Origin of the sequence: Halovulum dunhuangense (assembly GCF_013093415.1) — a bacterium.
GTDB classification, from domain to species: Bacteria; Pseudomonadota; Alphaproteobacteria; order Rhodobacterales; family Rhodobacteraceae; genus Halovulum; species Halovulum dunhuangense.
Window position 1 is genome coordinate 1,702,146 of the sequence record NZ_JABFBC010000001.1, and the last position, 17,143, is coordinate 1,719,288.

General features: G+C 68.4%; 20 protein-coding genes. 16 read left to right on the plus strand and 4 right to left on the minus strand.

Annotated features, from left to right (window positions below; all coding sequences use genetic code 11):
- The first annotated feature begins 64 nt into the window (after nucleotides 1–64).
- The 11 genes from HMH01_RS08175 to HMH01_RS17745 all read left to right on the plus strand — a co-directional run bounded on the left by HMH01_RS08175 (nucleotide 65) and on the right by HMH01_RS17745 (nucleotide 8,676).
- Nucleotides 65–832: an SDR family oxidoreductase gene (locus HMH01_RS08175; RefSeq protein WP_171324163.1), complete on the plus strand. Its 768-nt coding sequence runs from the start codon at nucleotides 65–67 to the stop codon at nucleotides 830–832.
- Nucleotides 829–1,326, plus strand: a complete 498-nt coding sequence (locus HMH01_RS08180; protein ID WP_171324165.1) for a gluconokinase — start codon at nucleotides 829–831, stop codon at nucleotides 1,324–1,326. Before HMH01_RS08175 ends, HMH01_RS08180 begins: the two co-directional genes overlap by 4 nt.
- Nucleotides 1,323–2,207 (plus strand): NAD(P)-dependent oxidoreductase, encoded by an 885-nt coding sequence (locus tag HMH01_RS08185; RefSeq protein ID WP_171324167.1) that lies wholly within the window; start codon nucleotides 1,323–1,325, stop codon nucleotides 2,205–2,207. The genes HMH01_RS08180 and HMH01_RS08185 overlap by 4 nt, the downstream gene beginning before the upstream one ends.
- Nucleotides 2,204–2,536, plus strand: coding sequence for a hypothetical protein (locus tag HMH01_RS08190; protein WP_171324169.1), 333 nt, complete (start codon nucleotides 2,204–2,206; stop codon nucleotides 2,534–2,536). The genes HMH01_RS08185 and HMH01_RS08190 overlap by 4 nt, the downstream gene beginning before the upstream one ends.
- A gap of 126 nt (nucleotides 2,537–2,662) precedes the next feature.
- Complete coding sequence (locus tag HMH01_RS08195) at nucleotides 2,663–3,400, plus strand: ATP-binding cassette domain-containing protein (RefSeq protein ID WP_171324171.1); 738 nt, start codon at nucleotides 2,663–2,665, stop codon at nucleotides 3,398–3,400.
- A gap of 14 nt (nucleotides 3,401–3,414) precedes the next feature.
- Nucleotides 3,415–4,551 carry an ABC transporter permease gene (locus tag HMH01_RS08200; protein ID WP_171324173.1) on the plus strand — a complete coding sequence of 379 codons (1,137 nt, stop codon included), beginning with the start codon at nucleotides 3,415–3,417 and terminating at the stop codon, nucleotides 4,549–4,551.
- Between the two features lie 37 nt (nucleotides 4,552–4,588).
- Nucleotides 4,589–5,740, plus strand: a complete 1,152-nt coding sequence (locus tag HMH01_RS08205; protein ID WP_246237294.1) for a substrate-binding domain-containing protein — start codon at nucleotides 4,589–4,591, stop codon at nucleotides 5,738–5,740.
- A gap of 247 nt (nucleotides 5,741–5,987) precedes the next feature.
- Complete coding sequence (locus HMH01_RS08210) at nucleotides 5,988–7,004, plus strand: LacI family DNA-binding transcriptional regulator (protein WP_171324175.1); 1,017 nt, start codon at nucleotides 5,988–5,990, stop codon at nucleotides 7,002–7,004.
- Entirely contained in the window at nucleotides 7,001–7,240 is a 240-nt protein-coding gene (locus HMH01_RS08215) for a hypothetical protein (protein ID WP_171324177.1), read from the plus strand. Before HMH01_RS08210 ends, HMH01_RS08215 begins: the two co-directional genes overlap by 4 nt.
- A gap of 318 nt (nucleotides 7,241–7,558) precedes the next feature.
- Entirely contained in the window at nucleotides 7,559–7,765 is a 207-nt protein-coding gene (locus tag HMH01_RS08220) for a hypothetical protein (RefSeq protein WP_171324179.1), read from the plus strand.
- Nucleotides 7,762–8,676: a GNAT family N-acetyltransferase gene (locus HMH01_RS17745; protein ID WP_216366775.1), complete on the plus strand. Its 915-nt coding sequence runs from the start codon at nucleotides 7,762–7,764 to the stop codon at nucleotides 8,674–8,676. The genes HMH01_RS08220 and HMH01_RS17745 overlap by 4 nt, the downstream gene beginning before the upstream one ends.
- Before the next feature lie 187 nt (nucleotides 8,677–8,863).
- Here HMH01_RS17745 and HMH01_RS08235 read toward each other — a convergent pair whose 3' ends face one another.
- Nucleotides 8,864–9,964, minus strand: coding sequence for an acyltransferase family protein (locus HMH01_RS08235; RefSeq protein ID WP_171324182.1), 1,101 nt, complete (start codon nucleotides 9,962–9,964; stop codon nucleotides 8,864–8,866).
- Nucleotides 9,965–10,060: 96 nt separating this feature from the next.
- Nucleotides 10,061–11,497: a MocR-like pyridoxine biosynthesis transcription factor PdxR gene (gene pdxR, locus HMH01_RS08240; protein WP_171324184.1), complete on the minus strand. Its 1,437-nt coding sequence runs from the start codon at nucleotides 11,495–11,497 to the stop codon at nucleotides 10,061–10,063.
- 78 nt (nucleotides 11,498–11,575) lie between these two features.
- Here pdxR and HMH01_RS08245 point away from each other — a divergent pair, with 78 nt between their 5' ends.
- The 4 genes from HMH01_RS08245 to HMH01_RS08260 are packed head-to-tail and all read left to right on the plus strand — an operon-like array spanning nucleotide 11,576 to nucleotide 15,184.
- Nucleotides 11,576–12,226 (plus strand): pyridoxamine 5'-phosphate oxidase family protein, encoded by a 651-nt coding sequence (locus HMH01_RS08245; RefSeq protein ID WP_171324186.1) that lies wholly within the window; start codon nucleotides 11,576–11,578, stop codon nucleotides 12,224–12,226.
- A 32-nt stretch (nucleotides 12,227–12,258) separates the two neighbouring features.
- Nucleotides 12,259–12,498, plus strand: a complete 240-nt coding sequence (locus HMH01_RS08250) for a hypothetical protein (protein ID WP_171324188.1) — start codon at nucleotides 12,259–12,261, stop codon at nucleotides 12,496–12,498.
- 5 nt (nucleotides 12,499–12,503) lie between these two features.
- Entirely contained in the window at nucleotides 12,504–14,441 is a 1,938-nt protein-coding gene (locus HMH01_RS08255; RefSeq protein ID WP_171324190.1) for a serine hydrolase domain-containing protein, read from the plus strand.
- Nucleotides 14,438–15,184 carry an SH3 domain-containing protein gene (locus HMH01_RS08260; RefSeq protein WP_171324192.1) on the plus strand — a complete coding sequence of 249 codons (747 nt, stop codon included), beginning with the start codon at nucleotides 14,438–14,440 and terminating at the stop codon, nucleotides 15,182–15,184. Before HMH01_RS08255 ends, HMH01_RS08260 begins: the two co-directional genes overlap by 4 nt.
- Here the strand turns inward: HMH01_RS08260 and HMH01_RS08265 are convergent.
- Nucleotides 15,146–16,012 carry a LysR family transcriptional regulator gene (locus HMH01_RS08265; protein ID WP_246237295.1) on the minus strand — a complete coding sequence of 289 codons (867 nt, stop codon included), beginning with the start codon at nucleotides 16,010–16,012 and terminating at the stop codon, nucleotides 15,146–15,148. The genes HMH01_RS08260 and HMH01_RS08265 overlap by 39 nt on opposite strands.
- An 86-nt stretch (nucleotides 16,013–16,098) precedes the next feature.
- Here HMH01_RS08265 and HMH01_RS08270 point away from each other — a divergent pair, with 86 nt between their 5' ends.
- Nucleotides 16,099–16,311 carry a hypothetical protein gene (locus HMH01_RS08270; RefSeq protein ID WP_171324196.1) on the plus strand — a complete coding sequence of 71 codons (213 nt, stop codon included), beginning with the start codon at nucleotides 16,099–16,101 and terminating at the stop codon, nucleotides 16,309–16,311.
- Nucleotides 16,312–16,399: 88 nt separating this feature from the next.
- On the opposite strand, the gene HMH01_RS08275 is transcribed toward HMH01_RS08270, so the two are convergent.
- Nucleotides 16,400–17,032: a LysE family translocator gene (locus HMH01_RS08275; protein ID WP_171324198.1), complete on the minus strand. Its 633-nt coding sequence runs from the start codon at nucleotides 17,030–17,032 to the stop codon at nucleotides 16,400–16,402.
- Nucleotides 17,033–17,143: the final 111 nt, after the last annotated feature.

A 17,143-nucleotide genomic window follows, 5' to 3' on the forward strand; every position in this document is an offset into this window, starting at 1 on the left:
TCGATTTGTTAACGATAACATAAGGGGGCTGTCGAAGGTTGTCGAGACGGAAAAGGCGCGGCTCATGGGATTGGAATTGTTCGACCTTGGCGGACGCACGGCGTTGGTGACGGGATCGTCGCAAGGGATCGGCCTGGCGCTGGCGCGGGGGCTTGCGGCCGCGGGCGCAGCGGTTGTCCTGAACGGACGCGATGCCGCGAAGCTGGCCGCAGCCGCGCAAGACCTGCGCGCTGACGGGGCGCGGGTGCATGAGCTGGCCTTCGACGCGACGGATCATGCCGCGGTGCGCGCGGCCATCGACGCGTTCGAGGCGGAAACCGGCGCCATAGACATCCTGGTGAACAATGCGGGCATTCAGCACCGCGCGCCGCTGGAGGAGTTTCCCGCCGACGCCTTCGAGCGGCTGTTGCAGACCAATGTCGCCAGCGTCTTTCACGTCGGGCAGGCCTGCGCCCGGCACATGATCGCGCGCGGGGCGGGCAAGATCATCAACATCGCCAGCGTGCAGACGGCACTGGCCCGGCCGGGCATCGCGCCCTACACCGCGACCAAGGGCGCGGTCGCCAATCTGACCAAGGGCATGGCGACCGACTGGGCGCGCCATGGCCTGAACTGCAACGCGCTGGCGCCGGGGTATTTCGACACGCCGCTGAATGCCGCGCTGGTCGCAGACCCCGACTTCACCGCGTGGCTGGAAAAACGCACCCCCGCGGGGCGCTGGGGCCGCGTCGAGGAACTGGTCGGGACCTGCATCTTCCTTGCCTCGGCCGCCTCGTCCTTTGTCAATGGCACCACCGTCTTCGTCGACGGCGGGATCACGGCCTCGCTATGACCGGGCGTTTCGTGGTCATGGGGGTGTCGGGATGCGGCAAGTCGCATATCGGCGCTGCCTTCGCCGAGGTCATCGGCGCGCGCTTCTTCGACGGGGATGACCTGCACCCCAGGGCGAATGTCGCCAAGATGTCCGCCGGCGTGCCGCTTACCGATGCCGACCGCGCCCCCTGGCTGGAGCGCGTCGGCGGCGCGCTGCGCCACCCGGGCACGGTGATCGCATGCTCTGCGCTGCGCCGCGCCTATCGCGAGGCGATCAACGATGCGGCGGGCGCCCCCGTGACCTACCTGTTCCTGAACGGGGAGCGCGAAATATTGTTGGATCGGATGACCCGGCGCGACGGGCATTTCATGTCCCCCGCGCTGCTTGACAGCCAGATCGCCACGCTGGAGGCGCCGGGTCCGGACGAGATCTGCGTGACCGCGGATATCGACGCGCCGCCGCGCGCCATCGTGGCGCGTTTCCTGTCCGGATTGCTGGAGGAACCGGAATGAGCCTGAATATCGCCGTGATCGGTGCGGGCGCGATGGGCGGCGCCATCGGCACGCGCCTGCTGGAGACCGGCCAGGCATTGCAGGTCTTCGACCTGGACGCGCAGCGGGTGGCCGACCTGGTGGCGCTTGGCGCCCGGGCCGCGCCCAGTGCCGCGATGGCCGCCGCGGCATCGGATTACGTCATCACCTCGCTCAATTCGCCCGCGATCGTCGAGGCGGCCGTGTTCGGCCCCGCGGGGGTGGCGGCCGGTGCGCGCCCCGGCACGCTGGTCATCGACATGTCCTCGATCGATCCCGAAGCCACCAGGGCGATGGCCGCGCGGGCTGCCGAAGCCGGGCTGCGTTGGGTCGACAGCCCCCTGTCGGGCGGTGCGCCCAAGGCATTGATCGGCGAATTGACCCTGATGGCGGGCGGCGCGGCGGAGGACGTGGCCGAGGCGCATGCCGTGCTGCGCCATGTCGCGTCGAACTACACCCATATGGGGCCGGTCGGGGCCGGGCAGACCACCAAGCTGATCAACCAGGTGCTGTGCGGGCTGGGGTTCCTGGCGGTGGCCGAGGCGACGAAACTGGCGCTGGACGCGGGGGTCGAGGCCGCCAAGGTGCCGGTCGCACTGCGCGGCGGGCGGGCCGACAGCGCGATCCTTCAGGAATACATGCCGCGCTTTGCGACCCGGGACTACCGCCGCACCGGGCGCATCGACAACATGGTCAAGGATCTGGAAGGCGCCCACGACCTTGCCCGGCGGACCCATACCGCGATGCCGCTGACCGCGCTTTGCCTGGAGATCCACCGCATGCTGACGGCGGCAGGTCTGGGCGGCGAGGACCAGGCGGCCCTGATGGAATTCTTCACCGGCGCAAGGGGACCAATGGAATGATCACGCGATATGCCCTGTTCGAGGGATTGGTGCGGCCCGGCGGGACCGAGGCCTTTCGCGCCGCGGTGCTGGACCGGCTGGTGCCGCTTTGGAAGCAGTTCCCCGGCAACAGCGAGGTGCGCGTGATGTTCGGCGAGCACCGCGACGAGGGCGCGCCGGAATTTCCGCTGATCCTGGGCATCACCTATCCCGACCGCGCGACGATGGAGGCCGCGTTGCAAAGCGAGGCCCGCGCCCGGTCGCGCGACGTGACCGGGGAGATCGTGGCGGAGTTCTTCGACGGCCGGATTCACCACCACGTCACCACAGCCAACCATTTCGCCCCGTGATCCGGGGCGAAAACGACCGGAGGGGGCGAATTGTCTTGACGGATGTTAACGATACCATAAGCTTGTCACAAGCTTCGGACGGACCGGGAGGATGTCATGACAGCCGATAGGAAACCCGTGATTTCCATGCGGGGAATCACCAAGCGCTTCGGCGGGGTGGTGGCGCTGGACGGGGTGGATCTCGATGCCTATGCGGGCGAGGTTCTGGCCATAGTCGGCGACAACGGCGCGGGGAAATCCACGCTGATAAAGATCCTGACCGGGGTCTATCAGCCCACATCGGGCCATATCGAACTGGACGGCCGGCGCTTCACCATGGCCGATCATTCCGACGCGATCGCCAATGGCATCGACGCGGTCTATCAGAACCTGGCCATCGCCGATCACCTGACGCCTGCCCAGAACCTGTTTCTGGGGGCGGAGCTGACGCGCAAGGTCATGGGTCTGACGGTGCTCGACAACGCGCGCATGGAGCGCGAGGCGACCGAGGTGCTGCGCACCCGCCTGGGTGTGGAACTGCGCGACATGAATGTGCCCACCGAAAGCCTGTCGGGCGGCCAGCGGCAGGCCGTCGCCATCGCCCGCGCGGTCCGGCACAAGGACCTGCGCGTGCTGGTGATGGACGAGCCCACAGCCGCGCTGGGCCCGCAGGAGACCGCGCGCACGCTGGGCCTGATCAAGACGCTGCGCGACCAGGGGCTGGCGGTGATCGTCATTTCCCACTCGCTCGACGATGTGTTCGAGATCTCGGACCGCGTGCATGTGCAGCGGCGCGGCACCTGTGCTGGCGTCGTGCGTACCGCGGATGTCACCGTCGAGAACGTTCTTGGCCTGATCACGGGCGCCAAGGCCACGGCCGCCTGAAGGAAACCAGACAGATGACCACAGCCACCCCTGCCACGGCGCCCGCCCGTCCCGAGGGACTGATCGCCCGCATCGAGCCCTACATGGGCGTTTTCGGGCCCCTGGTGATGATCGTGATGATCGCGGCCTTCATGGGCGCGGTCGAGCCGGCCCGCTATTTCCGCCTGTCCAACATGAACCAGATCCTGCTGGATGCGGCGCTCTACATGCCGATGGCGATGGCGATGACCTTCGTCATCACCCAGCGTGGCATCGACCTGTCGATCGGGTCGGTCGCGGCGCTTTCGGCGATCATCATCGCCTTCCTGATGAAGCAATACGGCTTTCCGGCCTGGGTCTGCGTCTTCATCGCGCTGGGGCTGGGCGGGACGATGGGCATGATCAACGGCCTTGTCATCACGCGGCTCAAGGTGCCCGACCTGATCGGGACGCTGGCGATGGACCTGGTCTATCGCGGCTTCGCGCTGGTGCTGGCAAAGGGGCTGGTGCTGGCCCGGTTCCCCGATCTGATCACCGAGATCGGGCGCGGCCAGATGTTCGGCATTCTGCCCACGCCGGTGGTGATCGGGCTGATCACGATGGTCGTGGGGTATTTCCTGCTGCGCAGCACCCATTTCGGGCGCTACACCATCGCCATCGGATCGAACCCCGAGGCGTCGGAGATGACCGGCGTGTCGGTGGACCGGCACAAGGTCTATGCCTACACGCTGATGGGGGCGATGGCCGCGCTGGCGGGGATGATGCTGCTGGGCAAGCTGAACGCGATCCAGGCGACGTCGGCGCCCTATTTCAACCTGCATGTCATCGCGGCAGTCGTGGTCGGGGGCACGTCGCTGTTCGGCGGGCGCCCGTCCATCGTGGGCTCGCTGGCGGGCGTGCTGCTGTTGTCGATGATGATCAACGCGCTTGTCACGCTGCGGATCGAGTTCTTCTGGCAATCGGTCGCGTCGGGCGTCGTCATCATCCTGTCGGTCGCGGCCTATGCCTGGTTGCAGAAGAAGGACCGCGACGGGGCCGCCTCGATCGGGGCGGCGATGGCCAACCCCGACAATCGCAAGATCCTGCTGCTGGCACTGGTCCTGGCCGCCGTGCTGACGGTTCTGATCGCCATCGGCGCGGTGCTGGCCACCCCGCCGGGGGCCAGCGGCTGACCCGCAGACCATAACAATCACCAAGGGAGGAAGACTGATGAAACCGAAGATAACCGCTGCATTCCTGGGCCTTGCCTCGGCACTGGCCCTGACGACCGGAATGGCCATGGCCGACGGGCATTTGCCGCTGGTGGCATTGCCCGACGACGGCGAACGCGATTTCTGGCTGCCGGAGCAGGTCAACGTGCCCGGTACGCTCGAGGCGCTTCAGGCCGTCACGGGAGAGCCGGCCGTGCCCTTCACGGGGACGCTGGAGGAACCGATCCAGATCGCGCTGATCTATCCCTCGGCGGATACCTCGGATTTCTGGGCGCGCAACTACATCGCGATGACCCGGCGACTGGACGAGCTGGGCATTCCCTACGAGACCACGGAATTCGCCAGCCGCCAGATCGAGCATTCCCTCCAGGCGACCTATGCGTCGCAGGTCGACCAGGATGCCGACATCTACGATTTCGTCATCTTCGGGCCGTCCGAACTGGCCACCCAGGCCGACAACATCGACAAGCTGGCGGGCAACCCGGACCTGACCACCTTTGTCTGGGCGTTTCACACGCCCCTGCAATACCTGGAGAACCAGCCCGCCAACTGGTTCGATTTCTCTTCGTCGCTGGGTGCGTCGGTCATGTGCGACTACATGCTCGAACGTCTCGGCAACGACGTGACCTATGCGATGAACCGGGGCATTCCGGGCATCACCGACAACCAGCGCTCGGGCGAATGGGCGGCCTGCGTGGAGGAGCGGGGCAACTGGACACTGGCCTACGAGCATTACGGCGAATACACCAACGAGGGCGGGTTCGAGGGCACCTCGCTGATGTTGCAGGCCTATCCCGAAGCGACGGTGATCCACAACGCCAACACCGCGATGGCGATGGGGTCGGTCGAGGCGCAGGTCTCCGTGGGGGCGGCCGAGACCGTCTTCTCGACGGGCTGGGGCGGCACCGGGCTTGAACTTGACGCGATCCGCCGGGGCGAGCTGGACGCAACGCCGATGCGCATGGGCGACGATGTGGGCGCCGCCACCGCCGAGGCAATCCGCTATCACCTCGAGGGCCGGGCGGACGAACTGCCCTTCGTCTTCCTGGGGCGGATCACCGTGGCGCATGACCAGATGAGCGAAGAGGAACTGGCCGCGCTGGAGCAGGAGGCCTTCCGCTTCTCGGGCATCCAGCCGCTCGAACGCTGAACCGGACCTGGCGTCGGAAAGGGCCGGGCCTGTGCCTGGCCCTTTGCGTTCCCCGCGGCTGTGGGCGCCGGATCTGGTATCGATATCAAGGTCACTGGACAGGCTGGGCGGAACGTGGAACAGGTCTTGGACGCCCGACCTTCGGGATGACGCGGTCGGTCGAACCGGATGTACAAGATGGAACGGATTTGCGATCAGGTAACCGGGTACGTCCCGCGTCGCATGCGAGCGTAACGACGGGGGAGGGATGCAGCGTTCGGTCAAGATGAAGGATGTCGCGCGCGCCGCGGGCGTGTCGGTCATGACGGTCAGCCGCGCCTTCCGCAAGGATGCCTCGGTCCGGCCGGAGACCCGCGACGCGATCCTGAAGGTGGCCGAGGACCTGGGCTATGTCTTCGACAGCACGGCCGCCAACCTGCGCTCCCAGAAGACGGATTTCGTCGCCGTCACGATCCCCTCGATCAACAACGCGAACTTCGCCGAGACGGTGGCCGGCCTGTCGGAGGTCCTGTCGAACGAGGGGCTTCAGGTCCTGCTGGCCTATACCAATTACGACATCGCGCAGGAGGAGCGTGCGATCGAGCAATTGCTGCGCCGCCGTCCCGAGGCGATCGTGGTGACAGGCGGCAAGCACACGCCGCGCGCCCGCCGCCTGCTTGAAGGGGCGGGCATCCCCGTGGTCGAGGCCTGGGACCTGCCCGCCGATCCGATCGGGCATGTCGTCGGCTTCTCGAACGCGGCCACCATGGAGGCGATGGTCGACCATCTCGTCGCGCAAGGCTACACGCGCATCGCCTTCATCGGGGGTGACGCCGATGCCGATACCCGGGGCGCCGACCGTCGGCGCGGCTTCATCGCGGCGATGGCGGCCCATGGCCTGACCTGTGACCGCCTGATCGAAGCCGGCCCGCCGCCGATCTCGATGCGTGAAGGGGCCGAGGCGATGGGCAGGCTTCTGGATATGCACCCCGACACGCAGGCGGTGGTCTGCGTGTCGGACCTGTCGGCCTTTGGCGCACTAACCGAATGCCAGCGGCGCGGACTGGGCGTGCCCCGGGACATCGCGGTTGCGGGGTTCGGCGCCTATGAAATCGCGAATGTCTGCGTGCCGACGCTTACCACGGTCGATCCGTTCCCGCGCAGTATCGGCGAGGAAGTCGCCAACCTGATCCTCCACGCCCTCGATCATCCGGGCGAGCGGTTGATCCGCAAGCTGTCGCCCCGGCTGGTTATCGCTGCCTCGACGCAGGTGCGCAGCGATTGATCGCGGTTTTCTGCACCGGCCGGCTGGCGTGGCGCGGGGCCGGTTCCGCCCGCCAGTTCAAGGGCGATGCGCGACACGGCGGCCGCGAAAACAGCGAGGCCATATTGATAGACCGTGACCTGCCCGGAAACGGGTCGGACGTGACAAGGGACGCACTGGAGGGGCTTGAGCGGCTGACGACGAAGCGTGACGCGTTGCCCCGAGTTGAGCGCGATGCCTTTCATGTCTGCATCTGACGGAATTTGACGCGCCCGGGGATCGGCCGCAGCCGGCGATATCCGACGACAGCGCCGGGAAGTGCGCCGCCACATTGACGTTGGCGGCGGGCTTCCCGCGCCACCCGAATCCTGTTTGACGCCCATGGGCGCGTGTTTTACATGAATTACTTAAAGCAAAGAATTAAGAAAACCTGCCATGACCGGATCGCAACTCCTGGTGCGGGCCCAGCGCCTTTCCTGCCTGTTGTCGCGCGTGGCGGGATCCTTGTACCCGCCACGGGCGCGCGGCTGTTCGGCCCTGCGCTGGTTCTGTCGGCGCAACCCGTGGCATCTGGCGTGACGTCGCTATCGCCGACCCGGGGCAGGTCGACGGGTGGCCGCGCGCTGGGGCTGTCGGTCGATCCTGCCGATGCGATGCTGGCCACGGCGGGCATGCTCAGCCTGGCAGTGGGCGCGCGGGTCGAGACGCGCGCGGCCATCTGCGTCGTGCCGGGCCGCAAGCCGGGCGGTCTGCCGACTTATCTGACGGAGGCCCAGACATGACGCCGCGCCCATCCGCCCGCCTTCTTGTCGTCGATCCCCGGGACCGGGTGCTGCTGTTGCGGTTCGATCACCGCAACGGCCCGCTGGCCGGACAGGTCCATTGGGCCACGCCGGGCGGGGCGCTGCAGCCCGGCGAAAGCTGGGAGGCGGCTGCCCTGCGGGCACTGGCCGAGGAAACCGGCATCGTCGCCGACCATCCGGGCGTGCAGGTCCATGCCCGGGACTTTCCGTTGCAGATGCCGGACGGATCCTGGGTGACGGCGCAGGAGCGGTTTTTCCTGATCCGCGTGGCAGAGGCCCGGGTGGACACGACCCGCCGGACAGCCAGCGAGGCCGAGGTGCTGGACCGGCATGCGTGGTGGCCGCTGGACGATCTTGCGCGGACCACGGACATCGTGCATCCGGACAACCTGTCCGACATCCTGCGCCCGCATCTGCGCGCCCTGTCGGTACCGCGTCTGCGCCCTTACGAGCCCATGCGCGATCTTGACCGCTGCATGGCGCTGTGGCGCGCGGCGTCCGAGGTCGGGCATCCGTTCCTGGATGCCGCGACGCTCGATGCCGACGCGGTGCTCGTCCGCGACGTCTACATGCCGGCGGCCGAGATCACCGTGGCGGAACGGGATGGGACCGTGATCGGCTTCATCGCGCTTCTGGAAGACCTGGTCGGGGGGCTGTTCGTCGATCCCGGCGCGCACCGGTCGGGCGCCGGACGCGCCCTGGTCGAGGACGCCGTCCGCCGCAAGGGGCGGCTGGAGGTCGAGGTCTACGCGGCCAATGCCGGCGCATGCGCCTTCTATGCCGCCTGCGGCTTTGTCGAGACGGGGCGACGGGACATCGACGATCACGGACGCGCGCTGCCGCTGATCTGCATGACGCTGACGGGCAAGGACCAGACGCGACCGGATTGACCGGTCTCGACGCGGTAGCGTGGGTGACCCCGCCGCCCGCACGAGCGTCGACGGGCCAGCCCGCCGGAGTATTGCCCAAGGTCGAAAGAGGCCCGAGGCGTGAACGGAGCCGACTTGCAAGCGCGGACCCGAAGGGACGCAGGCCAGGGCGGGGGTGGGATCCTTGCCGAGGCCTTCGATGATTGCGTCAGACCACACGCCGCACGAGCGCGGATCCGCGCAGGAGCGCCGCCAGCCCGAAGGCCGCAAGTGTCGTTCCGACAACGGACAGCGGCAGGGCCGCGCCATGTGGCGTGCCGACGGCATCGAGCGTGCGGCTGACCGCCACAAGGATCGGCGCGTGCAGGATGAAGGCGCCGTAGCTGTTCGCGGCCGCCCAGGACCAGAAATCCGCAAGGCGGTCGCCCCGGCGCTGGCTCCACAGGATCAGCGCGGCGATTGCGCCAAGCGCCACCAGGGGTTCCCAGAAGGCATAGGCGATGGCGGCGGGCGAGAACCCGGTTTCGAAGCGGGGCGCATCGCTGGACAGCAGGACCGCCGGCAGGATCGGCAGCGCCGCAAGCCCCATGGCCATCGCGGGCCACAGGCTCTGAAATGGCAGACGGTCGAGCCAGCCGTTCCGCCCCGCCGCGACGCCCACGGCGAATAGCACCACATAGGAGGCGAAATAGCCGAGCTGGAAGCCCGCGACCGTGGCGCCCACCGGCACGACCTGCCGGAGCAGGAGCGCGGCAAGACCGGTGGCGAGCGCGAGGCCCAGCCAGCAGGCGAAGGGCGGCACCGGTCGGGCCGCGCTGCCGCGTCCCGGCCAGACCGGAAGCGCGATCGAGAAGACCAGCAAGGCCGCCGGAAACCAGAGCGGGCCGAGGATGAAGCCGCCGCGCAGGATGCGTCGGCCCGCGTCCCCGAGGATGGCTTCTGGCGGTGCGCTCGCCAGCGCGACGGTCAGCGGGCCAAGGAAGACCCCGAAAACCAGCACCGGCACCCCGAGGCGCAGAAGGCGGTCAGTCAGGAAGGCCGTCGCCCCCTTGCGGTCGAGCGATGCCGGGGCGAGCGCGCCCGAGATCAGGAAGAACAGCCCCATGAAGAAGGCCTGGTTCACGGCGGCAAGGAATGTGAGCGGCAGGTTCGTCGCCCCGGCCGCCTTGAAGAACCAGCTGCCGCTTGCGCCATGGGTGATCGCGGCGTGATGCAGGATCACCAGCAGGATCAGGGCCGCACGCAGCCGGTCGATCCAGACGGCGCGCGGGCGGGACGCGGCCGGTGGGTTTGCCAGGGTGCTCGCCATGGTCGCGCTCCGAAGAATGTCTGGCCCCGCTCATGCACCGGGATCGAGGCGCTGCATAGAACCAGTCAGAGACGGTTTTCCGGGGCCGGTCATCGGTCATGGTGCATCGCGGCTGTCCAGATGCCGGGCCAGCGTTTCGGCAAGGCGGCGGGCGTCCCGGGCGGTTGCGGTGCCGAAGCCGATGACAAGGCCCTGCGCGGGCGATCCCATGAAGTAGTCCGACAGCGAGGAGACGGCGAAACCCGATGCATTCAGCGCCTCGCGCAGCGCGGCGTCGTCGGTCAGTTCGGGCAGTCGGGCTGTCAGCTGCAATCCGCCATCGGGCGCGGAAAGCTGCACGCGGTTTCCCAGCGCCTCGGTCAGCGCCGATGTGACGAGGCCGAGCCGCTCGCGATAGGCTGCGGAAATCGCGGCAACATGCGCCCGGTAGGCCCCCTGCGCCATGAACTCGGCCAGTGCCGCCTGCGCGTGGACATTCGCCGCCAGGCCCAGCCGGCGCTGCACGGCGCCGACTGCCTGGGCGCTGCCCTTCGGCGCCACCATCCAGCCGATCCGCAGGCCCGGCAGCAGGCTTTTCGCGGCGCTGCCAAGATAGACGACGTGGCCCGCATCCGGCAGTGCTGCCAGCGCGGCGATGCCCCTGCCTTTCCAGACGAACTCGCTGTCGTAATCGTCCTCGACGATCACCGCGCCCGCGGCGCGCGCTGCCTCCAGCAGGGCAAGGCGGCGGGGTATCGGCATCCGCACGCCGGTCGGATACTGGGTGGAGGGTGTGACATAGATCAGCCGTGCGCCGCCCAACTCCGCGCTTGCCGGATTGGCGCCTTCGGCATCGACAGGCAGCGCATGGCAGGTCAGGCCAGCGGCCTCGAACGTCGCCCGGGCGCTGATGTAGCCCGGGCTTTCCACCAGCGCGACGTCGCCCGGATCGGCGAAGGTGGCGGCCGCGATCATCAGGCTGGCCTGCGTGCCGGGGGTCACGACGATATCCTCGGGCCCGCAGACCAGGCCGCGATGGCGGTGCAACTGGTCGGCCAGCACCTTGCGCAACTCGGGCAGGCCCTGGAAATGGGCATATCCTTCGGCCCCGTCCTGCCGGTGGCGCGCGGCCCGGCGCAGGCAGCGGCCCCAGGCATCGGCCGGGAACAGCGCCGGATCGGGCGAGCCGGGGGCAAGGCGGCCTTCCGAGGTGCCCCGTCGGCGGGGTTTGCAGGCGGCGACGGCGCGATCCGACAGCCGGATCGGCGCCGGGGACCCTTCGGACCGCCCGACTTCCAGCGCCGCCACGCGCGGTTGCGCACCGGGGCGAACCTCGATCACGCCTTCGGCAACCAGCAGGTCGTAGGCCGCGTTGACCGTGTTGCGACCGACGCCCAGAAGGGAAGCGGCCGCGCGCGAGGAGGGCAGGGCCTCGCCCGCCGACAGCCGCCCCTCAAGCACCGCGGCACGGACGCCGCGATAAAGCTGCGTCACGAGGGTTTCCGACCCCTCAGGTTTCAGCGTCACGAGGCTTGCGAACACGGCTGGTTCCATGAAATCCCTCACTACTGGCCCCTCCATGGGGCCGCAATCTGGACCAAAAGGCGCCGATCCAGAAGAGGAAGATGCGCCATGACCGACCAGCCCCGTTTCAACCGCGCCCGCAACACGAAACGCGCCCTCTATGACGAGGCGACCGTTCACGCGATCCTTGACGCCGGAATGGTCGGTCATGTCGGCTTTGTCGCCGAAGGGCGGCCGATGGTGATGCCCATGGCCTATGCCCGCGGCCCCGGCTGCATCTGGCTTCACGGTGCCTCGAAGGCGCGGATCGTGACGCTGGCGCGGGGGATGCCCTTGTCGATGACCGTCACGCTGCTTGACGGGATCGTGGCGGCGCGGTCCGGCTTCCATCATTCGGTCAACTACCGCTCGGCCGTGGTGCACGGCAAGGGCCGGGCTGTCACCGATCCCGCAGAGCTGGACACCGCCTTGCAGGCGATCACCGAGCATCTTCTGCCCGGTCGCCAGGCCGAGATCCGCCCGATGACCGCGCAGGAACGCAAGGCGACCGGCGTCGTCGCCCTTACCATCGAGGCCGCGAGCGCCAAGATCCGCAGCGGCCCCCCGGTCGATGAGGCTGGCGACCATGGTCTGGGCCTGTGGGGGGGTGTCGTGCCGGTCGTGACCGCGCTGGGCCGGGGCATCCCCGATGGCCACACGCCCGGGGATGTGGCCGAGCCCCGCTCTGTTGGCCGCGCCCGCGCGCGCTTTGCCACCTGAATTTCCCGTTCCACCTTCAGGCAACCGGATCCATGACCCCTGTCGATACGGGCCCCGGGCACTCCCGGTCATTCGCATCGCTGCAACGGATCCTCTCGACCCTGGTGCGCAGGCGCAGTCCCATGTCATCGATCGCCCATCCTGACGACCGGCTCAGCGCCGATGTCGGCCTGCCGCCCACGGGCGAGCGTCCGCTGATGCCGCACGAAGCCGCCGCGCGCCTGGCCCTGCTGGCCTGGCGACAAGCCGCCGGAACAGGCGCCGGAGAATGAACCCGATGAAAAATCTGCTACTGTCCACGTTCATTGCCGCGGCTGCCCTTGTCGGCGCCACTGGCTCTGCCATGGCCAAGGACCAGACCATGCACCGCTGGACCGACCCCATGAACCGCTTTTCGCTGGTCCGGCCCGATGGCTGGCAGATCGACATGTCGGGGCCGATGGTCGCGCTGAGCAGCCCCGAGGGCGACATCGCCCTGTGGTTCGGCCTGTCCGAGGCCGCCGATCCGGCCGAAGCGGTCGCCGCTGCCTGGGACACGGTGGGCGAACCCGCGGCCGCGCCGCAGGCCGTCGTTCCGGCGCCCCCGCGCGACGGGTTCGAGGCGGCGATAGCCTTCGTCTATCCCCCCGAGGGCGACACCATCCGGCAGGCTGTCGTGGAAAGCGTCGATGGCCGCCTGCACATGACGCTGATCCGGGGAAGGATGGCCGCGCTCGAGCGCCGCGGCGCACAGGTCAACATCGCGGTGACGGGGTTCCGGCCTTCGGATGCCGCGGCCATCGACCTGTCCGGGGCCACGCCCGATGCACTTGCCGCGGAGGATCTGGACGCGCTCGGCGCGTATGTCCGGGACAATCTCGCCCGTTTCGACCTGCCCGGCGCGGTGGTGGCCGTGGTCCAGGGGGGCGAGGTTCGGCTGCTGCGCGGCTTCGGTGTCCGTGCCCTGGGGGGCGATGATCCGATGACGCCGGACACGCGCCTGATGATCGGTTCGGTCGGCAAGACGATGACGACCCTCGTGATGGCGCGCCTGGTCGAGGACGGCCGCCTGTCCTGGGACCAGCCGGTGCGCAGCATATTGCCGGGCTTTGCCGTGGCGGACCCGGAGCTTTCGGAGACGATCACCGTGCAGAACCTGGTTTGCGCCTGCTCGGGCGTTCCGCGCCGCGACATGGAATTCCTGTTCAACGCCGATAGCCTCGATGCCGAGACGGTGATCGGCTCTCTGGCGGGCTTCGAGTTCTTCACCGGCTTCGGCGAGGCGTTCCAGTATTCCAACCAGCTTGTCGCCACCGGCGGCTGGGTGGCGGCGGCGGCCGACGGGGCGGAATGGGGCGGGCTGGATGCCGGCCATGCGCGGGTTCTGGAGGATCGGCTATTCGCGCCGCTTGGCATGAGCCGCTCCACGCTCGACTTCGGCATGGTCGCGGCTGACGATGATGCCGCCGTGCCCCACGCGCCCAACGGCCTTGGCAGGCGCAGCGCGTTGCCGCTCGAGACCGAAGCCGCGCTTCTTGCCGTCGCGCCCGCGGGGGCGCATTGGTCCACCGGGGCCGACATGGCGCGCTATCTCCGGGCGCTGCTTGCCTTGGGCGGCGGGGATGGCATCATCCGGCCCGACAGTTTCGCCCATCTGACCACGCCGCAAGTGCCGGTCAGCGCGTCGATGTCCTACGGTCTGGGCTGGTTCGTCGAGGACTGGCGCGGCCAGCGGCTGATCCACCACGCGGGCAACACCTTCGGCTTCACGAGCGAGCTGGCCTTCTTGCCCGAGGCCGGGGCAGGCATCGTGATCCTGACCAATGCGGGCCGGGCCAACGACTTCGTGCAGGCGGTCCGCGCACGGTTCCTGGAGTTGCTGTTCGACCTGCCCGAGACGCACCACGCCGGCGCAATGATCGCCCGGGCCGAGGCGGATCGCCGTGCAGGCGCGTGGGCGCAAGCGCAGCCGGTCCCGCCCGAGACAGCAGGGGCGGCGGAGGGCCGGTACCGGTCCGGCGTGCTGGACGAAGTCACCCTGCGCCGCGAGGGCGACCGGCTGCTGTTCGACATCGGCGAATTTGCGGGCGAGGTCCGGGTGGACCCGCAACGCCCCGATCGCTGGATCATCTGGGACGGGCCGCTCTTCACCAGGCCGCTTGTCTTCGACCCCGTGGCCGGATCGCTTGTCTTCGGCGAAGGCGCGGCGCGGTATGTCTTCGAGGTGGTGCGATGACGGGGGCCGGCGGTCTGCCGTTGTGGTTCGCGGTTCTCGTCGTCCTCTCGCTTGTCGGGATGTCGGGGCCGGCCGCGGCTGATCCGGTCCGCACGGGGGCCGAGCACTGCGTCGTCAATCTTGCGCAGGACGATCCGCTGAACCTGCGGGCGGGGCCGGGAACCCGCCATCCGGTTCTGGCGCGCTTGCCCTACGGGCGCTGCGGATTGACCATCAGGGGGGCCGCCTGCCGGGGCAACTGGTGCCCGGTCGAGGACGGCCACCATGCCGGCTGGGTGCATCGTCGCTACATCGCCGCGGTTTCGCTGCCCTCAAGCTGCCTGAGCCCGCTGGCCCGGCCGCATGCCGTGGCATTGCGCGCCTGGCCTTCCGATGGCTCCCGCGTGCTGGCCCATATGACTCCGGAAAGCTGCGGGATCGCCCTGCTGCCCTACCAGGCGGAGGGATGGCAGAAGATACGGCAGGGTGGCCGGGAAGGCTGGGTGCGCCTGTCCGACCTTCTGATCACGGACGGCCGGGGCCTGACCGGTCAGCCCGCGATCCGGATGCACGCCATGCCGGCCCTTGCCGCGGGCGATGCCGCCAGGGGGCAGGGGTGCTGTCGCGTCCCGCGATGGCTGGCCCGCCGCCGACCACATGCCCTTTCGGGGTGCAGGATTGGCGGATCTGCGGCGGCAGGGTCCATGAAAACAGGCATTGCGATGTCATTCGTGCCCAAGTTTCCCGGCATAGCATTCCGATGATGCTGTCACCAGATCGACGATGCGGTCCGCGACGGTGCGGATCTCTTTCCTGTGGCGCGTTTCGTCATGAAGAACCAGCCACTGCTCTTCGGCCAGTTCGTCGATCGTCGATCCGTCGCGCACCAGGCCGGGGTCGGTGTCGCCGATGATACAGGGAAGAACAGCCCGGCCGGCTTGCATGTGCAACAGGTCCAGTAGGGTGCGAGGCGCACTTGCGAAGATGACGCAGTTTGCGGCGTGGTTCTCGAGGACCCATCGGGCCGAACGCGTCACGGCGTGATCCGGATGTACCGCGATCCAGCCCGGCACGACGTCCCCCGCAAGATACCGCGACCGGTAGGGCGCATAGGCCACGTCGACGAGCTTGCGCCCCGCAAGGTTCGCCTCGGTCGGCGGGCCGTTGCGAAGGCCGATGTCGATCTGCCGGTGTGCGATCCCGAGCCGCGCTTCGGTCGTCTGGAGCACGATCCGATGGGGGTCCGAAGGACGCCAGATCCGCCCCAGGTTTCGCGAAAGGAAGAGCGCCGTCCAGGTTCCGGCCGAGACCCGCACCCCTGGCCCCTGAGTTGCATTCCGCCAGGTCTTCAGGTCGTCCCGGATCGCGAGCAGCGGGCGGCAGCGGTCCAGCAGTTCCCTGCCGTCCTCCGTCAGTCGGTAGCCGGCTGGCGTCCGCAGGAAAAGGGCACATCCGGTGATCTCTTCCAACCGGTTGATCTGGCGCGACAATGTCGCCGGGCTGGTGCGGGTGATCGCGGCGGCCGACGACAGAGAGCCGGCGGTCGCCACCGCGGTGAACAGAAGGATCGCGTCAAGGCTGAAGTCTTCCATTTCTGCAGAGCCCTTTCCGTTCCTGCGGGCTGCCGCTTGCGGGGCCCGTCGGGCAATCTCCGCGCAGAAAACACGGACAACATCACATGCTGATCATTCACCGACCGATCGAGACGAAACCGGCCCTGAGCGAACAGGAGTTCTACGAGATGCATGGTAACGCCTGTGCCGTACTATTCTACCGGCTGTCGAATACGGTTTCCGGACCCGCGCGGCGTCGTTCGCGGCGCGGCATCACCCGGCAAGGGTGCCGCGATCGCGCCGCGGACTGTGTCGGCAAGCGCCAGACCGCCCCGTGAAAGAAGTCCGCTGCCTGCCGGCACATCGCCGCGGCCGCGTCGGGTTGCGGCCGGCTTGGTGGGGCGTCTCCGCTGTGCCCGGACGCGATCATGACACCCGCCGTTCGGTCAACAGGCGCACCGCAAGCAGGATCAGCACGCTTCCCGTGATCCCGTCGAGAATACGGGGCAGACGCGTGCCGGTCAGCGCGCGCTGGAAAGGCACGGTAGCCGCGACGATCGCGGCAAAGAACAGAAGGCCCAATGCGGCATGGATGACCGACAGAAGAATGCTGAAGGGGATGACCGCCACGCCCGCAGGCAGAAACTGCGGCAGGAAGCTGACATAGAACACACCGACCTTGGGATTGAGAAGGTTGGTCAGCACCCCGCGCAGAAACCAGTTCGGCGCGCGTGGTGCGGAAACCAAGCGGATGTCCGGAACATGGGCGCGACAGGCATTGCGCAACATGCCGGCGCCCAGCCAGATCAGATAGGCAGCACCAGCAAGCTGAACGACGCGATACGCCAGGTCCGAGACTGCAAGCAACGCCCCAAGACCCAGCGCCGCGATCACCCCCCATGCAAGCACGCCCGCCACTACGCCTGCCCCCGCTTGCATGGCACGGTGTCGCCCCTCGACCGTCGCGGTGCGCAGGACCAGGGCCGTGTCCAACCCCGGAGTAATCGTCAGAAGGGCCGCGGCTGCGGTAAAGCCGAGCAGGGCGGTCGTGACGTCCATCGAAAATGTCCTCCGTTTCTGGTGGAACGCGGCACCCAGGGGCCGGTCCTTTGTCCCTTTCGCGGCCGCCGATGCGCCAGGCGGTCGATCATGCGCGCCGACGCCCCGCAA

Excerpts from the sequence above, each read along its gene's own strand:
- HMH01_RS08200 (WP_171324173.1), top strand. The coding sequence starts at position 3,415 with ATGACCACAGCCACCCCTGCCACGGCGCCCGCCCGTCCCGAGGGACTG.
- HMH01_RS08250 (WP_171324188.1), top strand. The coding sequence starts at position 12,259 with ATGACCCCTGTCGATACGGGCCCCGGGCACTCCCGGTCATTCGCATCG.
- HMH01_RS08210 (WP_171324175.1), top strand. The coding sequence starts at position 5,988 with ATGCAGCGTTCGGTCAAGATGAAGGATGTCGCGCGCGCCGCGGGCGTG.
- HMH01_RS08175 (WP_171324163.1), top strand. The coding sequence starts at position 65 with ATGGGATTGGAATTGTTCGACCTTGGCGGACGCACGGCGTTGGTGACG.
- pdxR (WP_171324184.1), bottom strand. The coding sequence starts at position 11,497 with ATGGAACCAGCCGTGTTCGCAAGCCTCGTGACGCTGAAACCTGAGGGG.
- HMH01_RS08275 (WP_171324198.1), bottom strand. The coding sequence starts at position 17,032 with ATGGACGTCACGACCGCCCTGCTCGGCTTTACCGCAGCCGCGGCCCTT.
- HMH01_RS08185 (WP_171324167.1), top strand. The coding sequence starts at position 1,323 with ATGAGCCTGAATATCGCCGTGATCGGTGCGGGCGCGATGGGCGGCGCC.
- HMH01_RS08190 (WP_171324169.1), top strand. The coding sequence starts at position 2,204 with ATGATCACGCGATATGCCCTGTTCGAGGGATTGGTGCGGCCCGGCGGG.
- HMH01_RS08245 (WP_171324186.1), top strand. The coding sequence starts at position 11,576 with ATGACCGACCAGCCCCGTTTCAACCGCGCCCGCAACACGAAACGCGCC.
- HMH01_RS08205 (WP_246237294.1), top strand. The coding sequence starts at position 4,589 with ATGAAACCGAAGATAACCGCTGCATTCCTGGGCCTTGCCTCGGCACTG.
- HMH01_RS08235 (WP_171324182.1), bottom strand. The coding sequence starts at position 9,964 with ATGGCGAGCACCCTGGCAAACCCACCGGCCGCGTCCCGCCCGCGCGCC.
- HMH01_RS08180 (WP_171324165.1), top strand. The coding sequence starts at position 829 with ATGACCGGGCGTTTCGTGGTCATGGGGGTGTCGGGATGCGGCAAGTCG.
- HMH01_RS08195 (WP_171324171.1), top strand. The coding sequence starts at position 2,663 with ATGCGGGGAATCACCAAGCGCTTCGGCGGGGTGGTGGCGCTGGACGGG.
- HMH01_RS08260 (WP_171324192.1), top strand. The coding sequence starts at position 14,438 with ATGACGGGGGCCGGCGGTCTGCCGTTGTGGTTCGCGGTTCTCGTCGTC.
- HMH01_RS08270 (WP_171324196.1), top strand. The coding sequence starts at position 16,099 with ATGCTGATCATTCACCGACCGATCGAGACGAAACCGGCCCTGAGCGAA.
- HMH01_RS17745 (WP_216366775.1), top strand. The coding sequence starts at position 7,762 with ATGACGCCGCGCCCATCCGCCCGCCTTCTTGTCGTCGATCCCCGGGAC.
- HMH01_RS08255 (WP_171324190.1), top strand. The coding sequence starts at position 12,504 with ATGAAAAATCTGCTACTGTCCACGTTCATTGCCGCGGCTGCCCTTGTC.
- HMH01_RS08265 (WP_246237295.1), bottom strand. The coding sequence starts at position 16,012 with ATGGAAGACTTCAGCCTTGACGCGATCCTTCTGTTCACCGCGGTGGCG.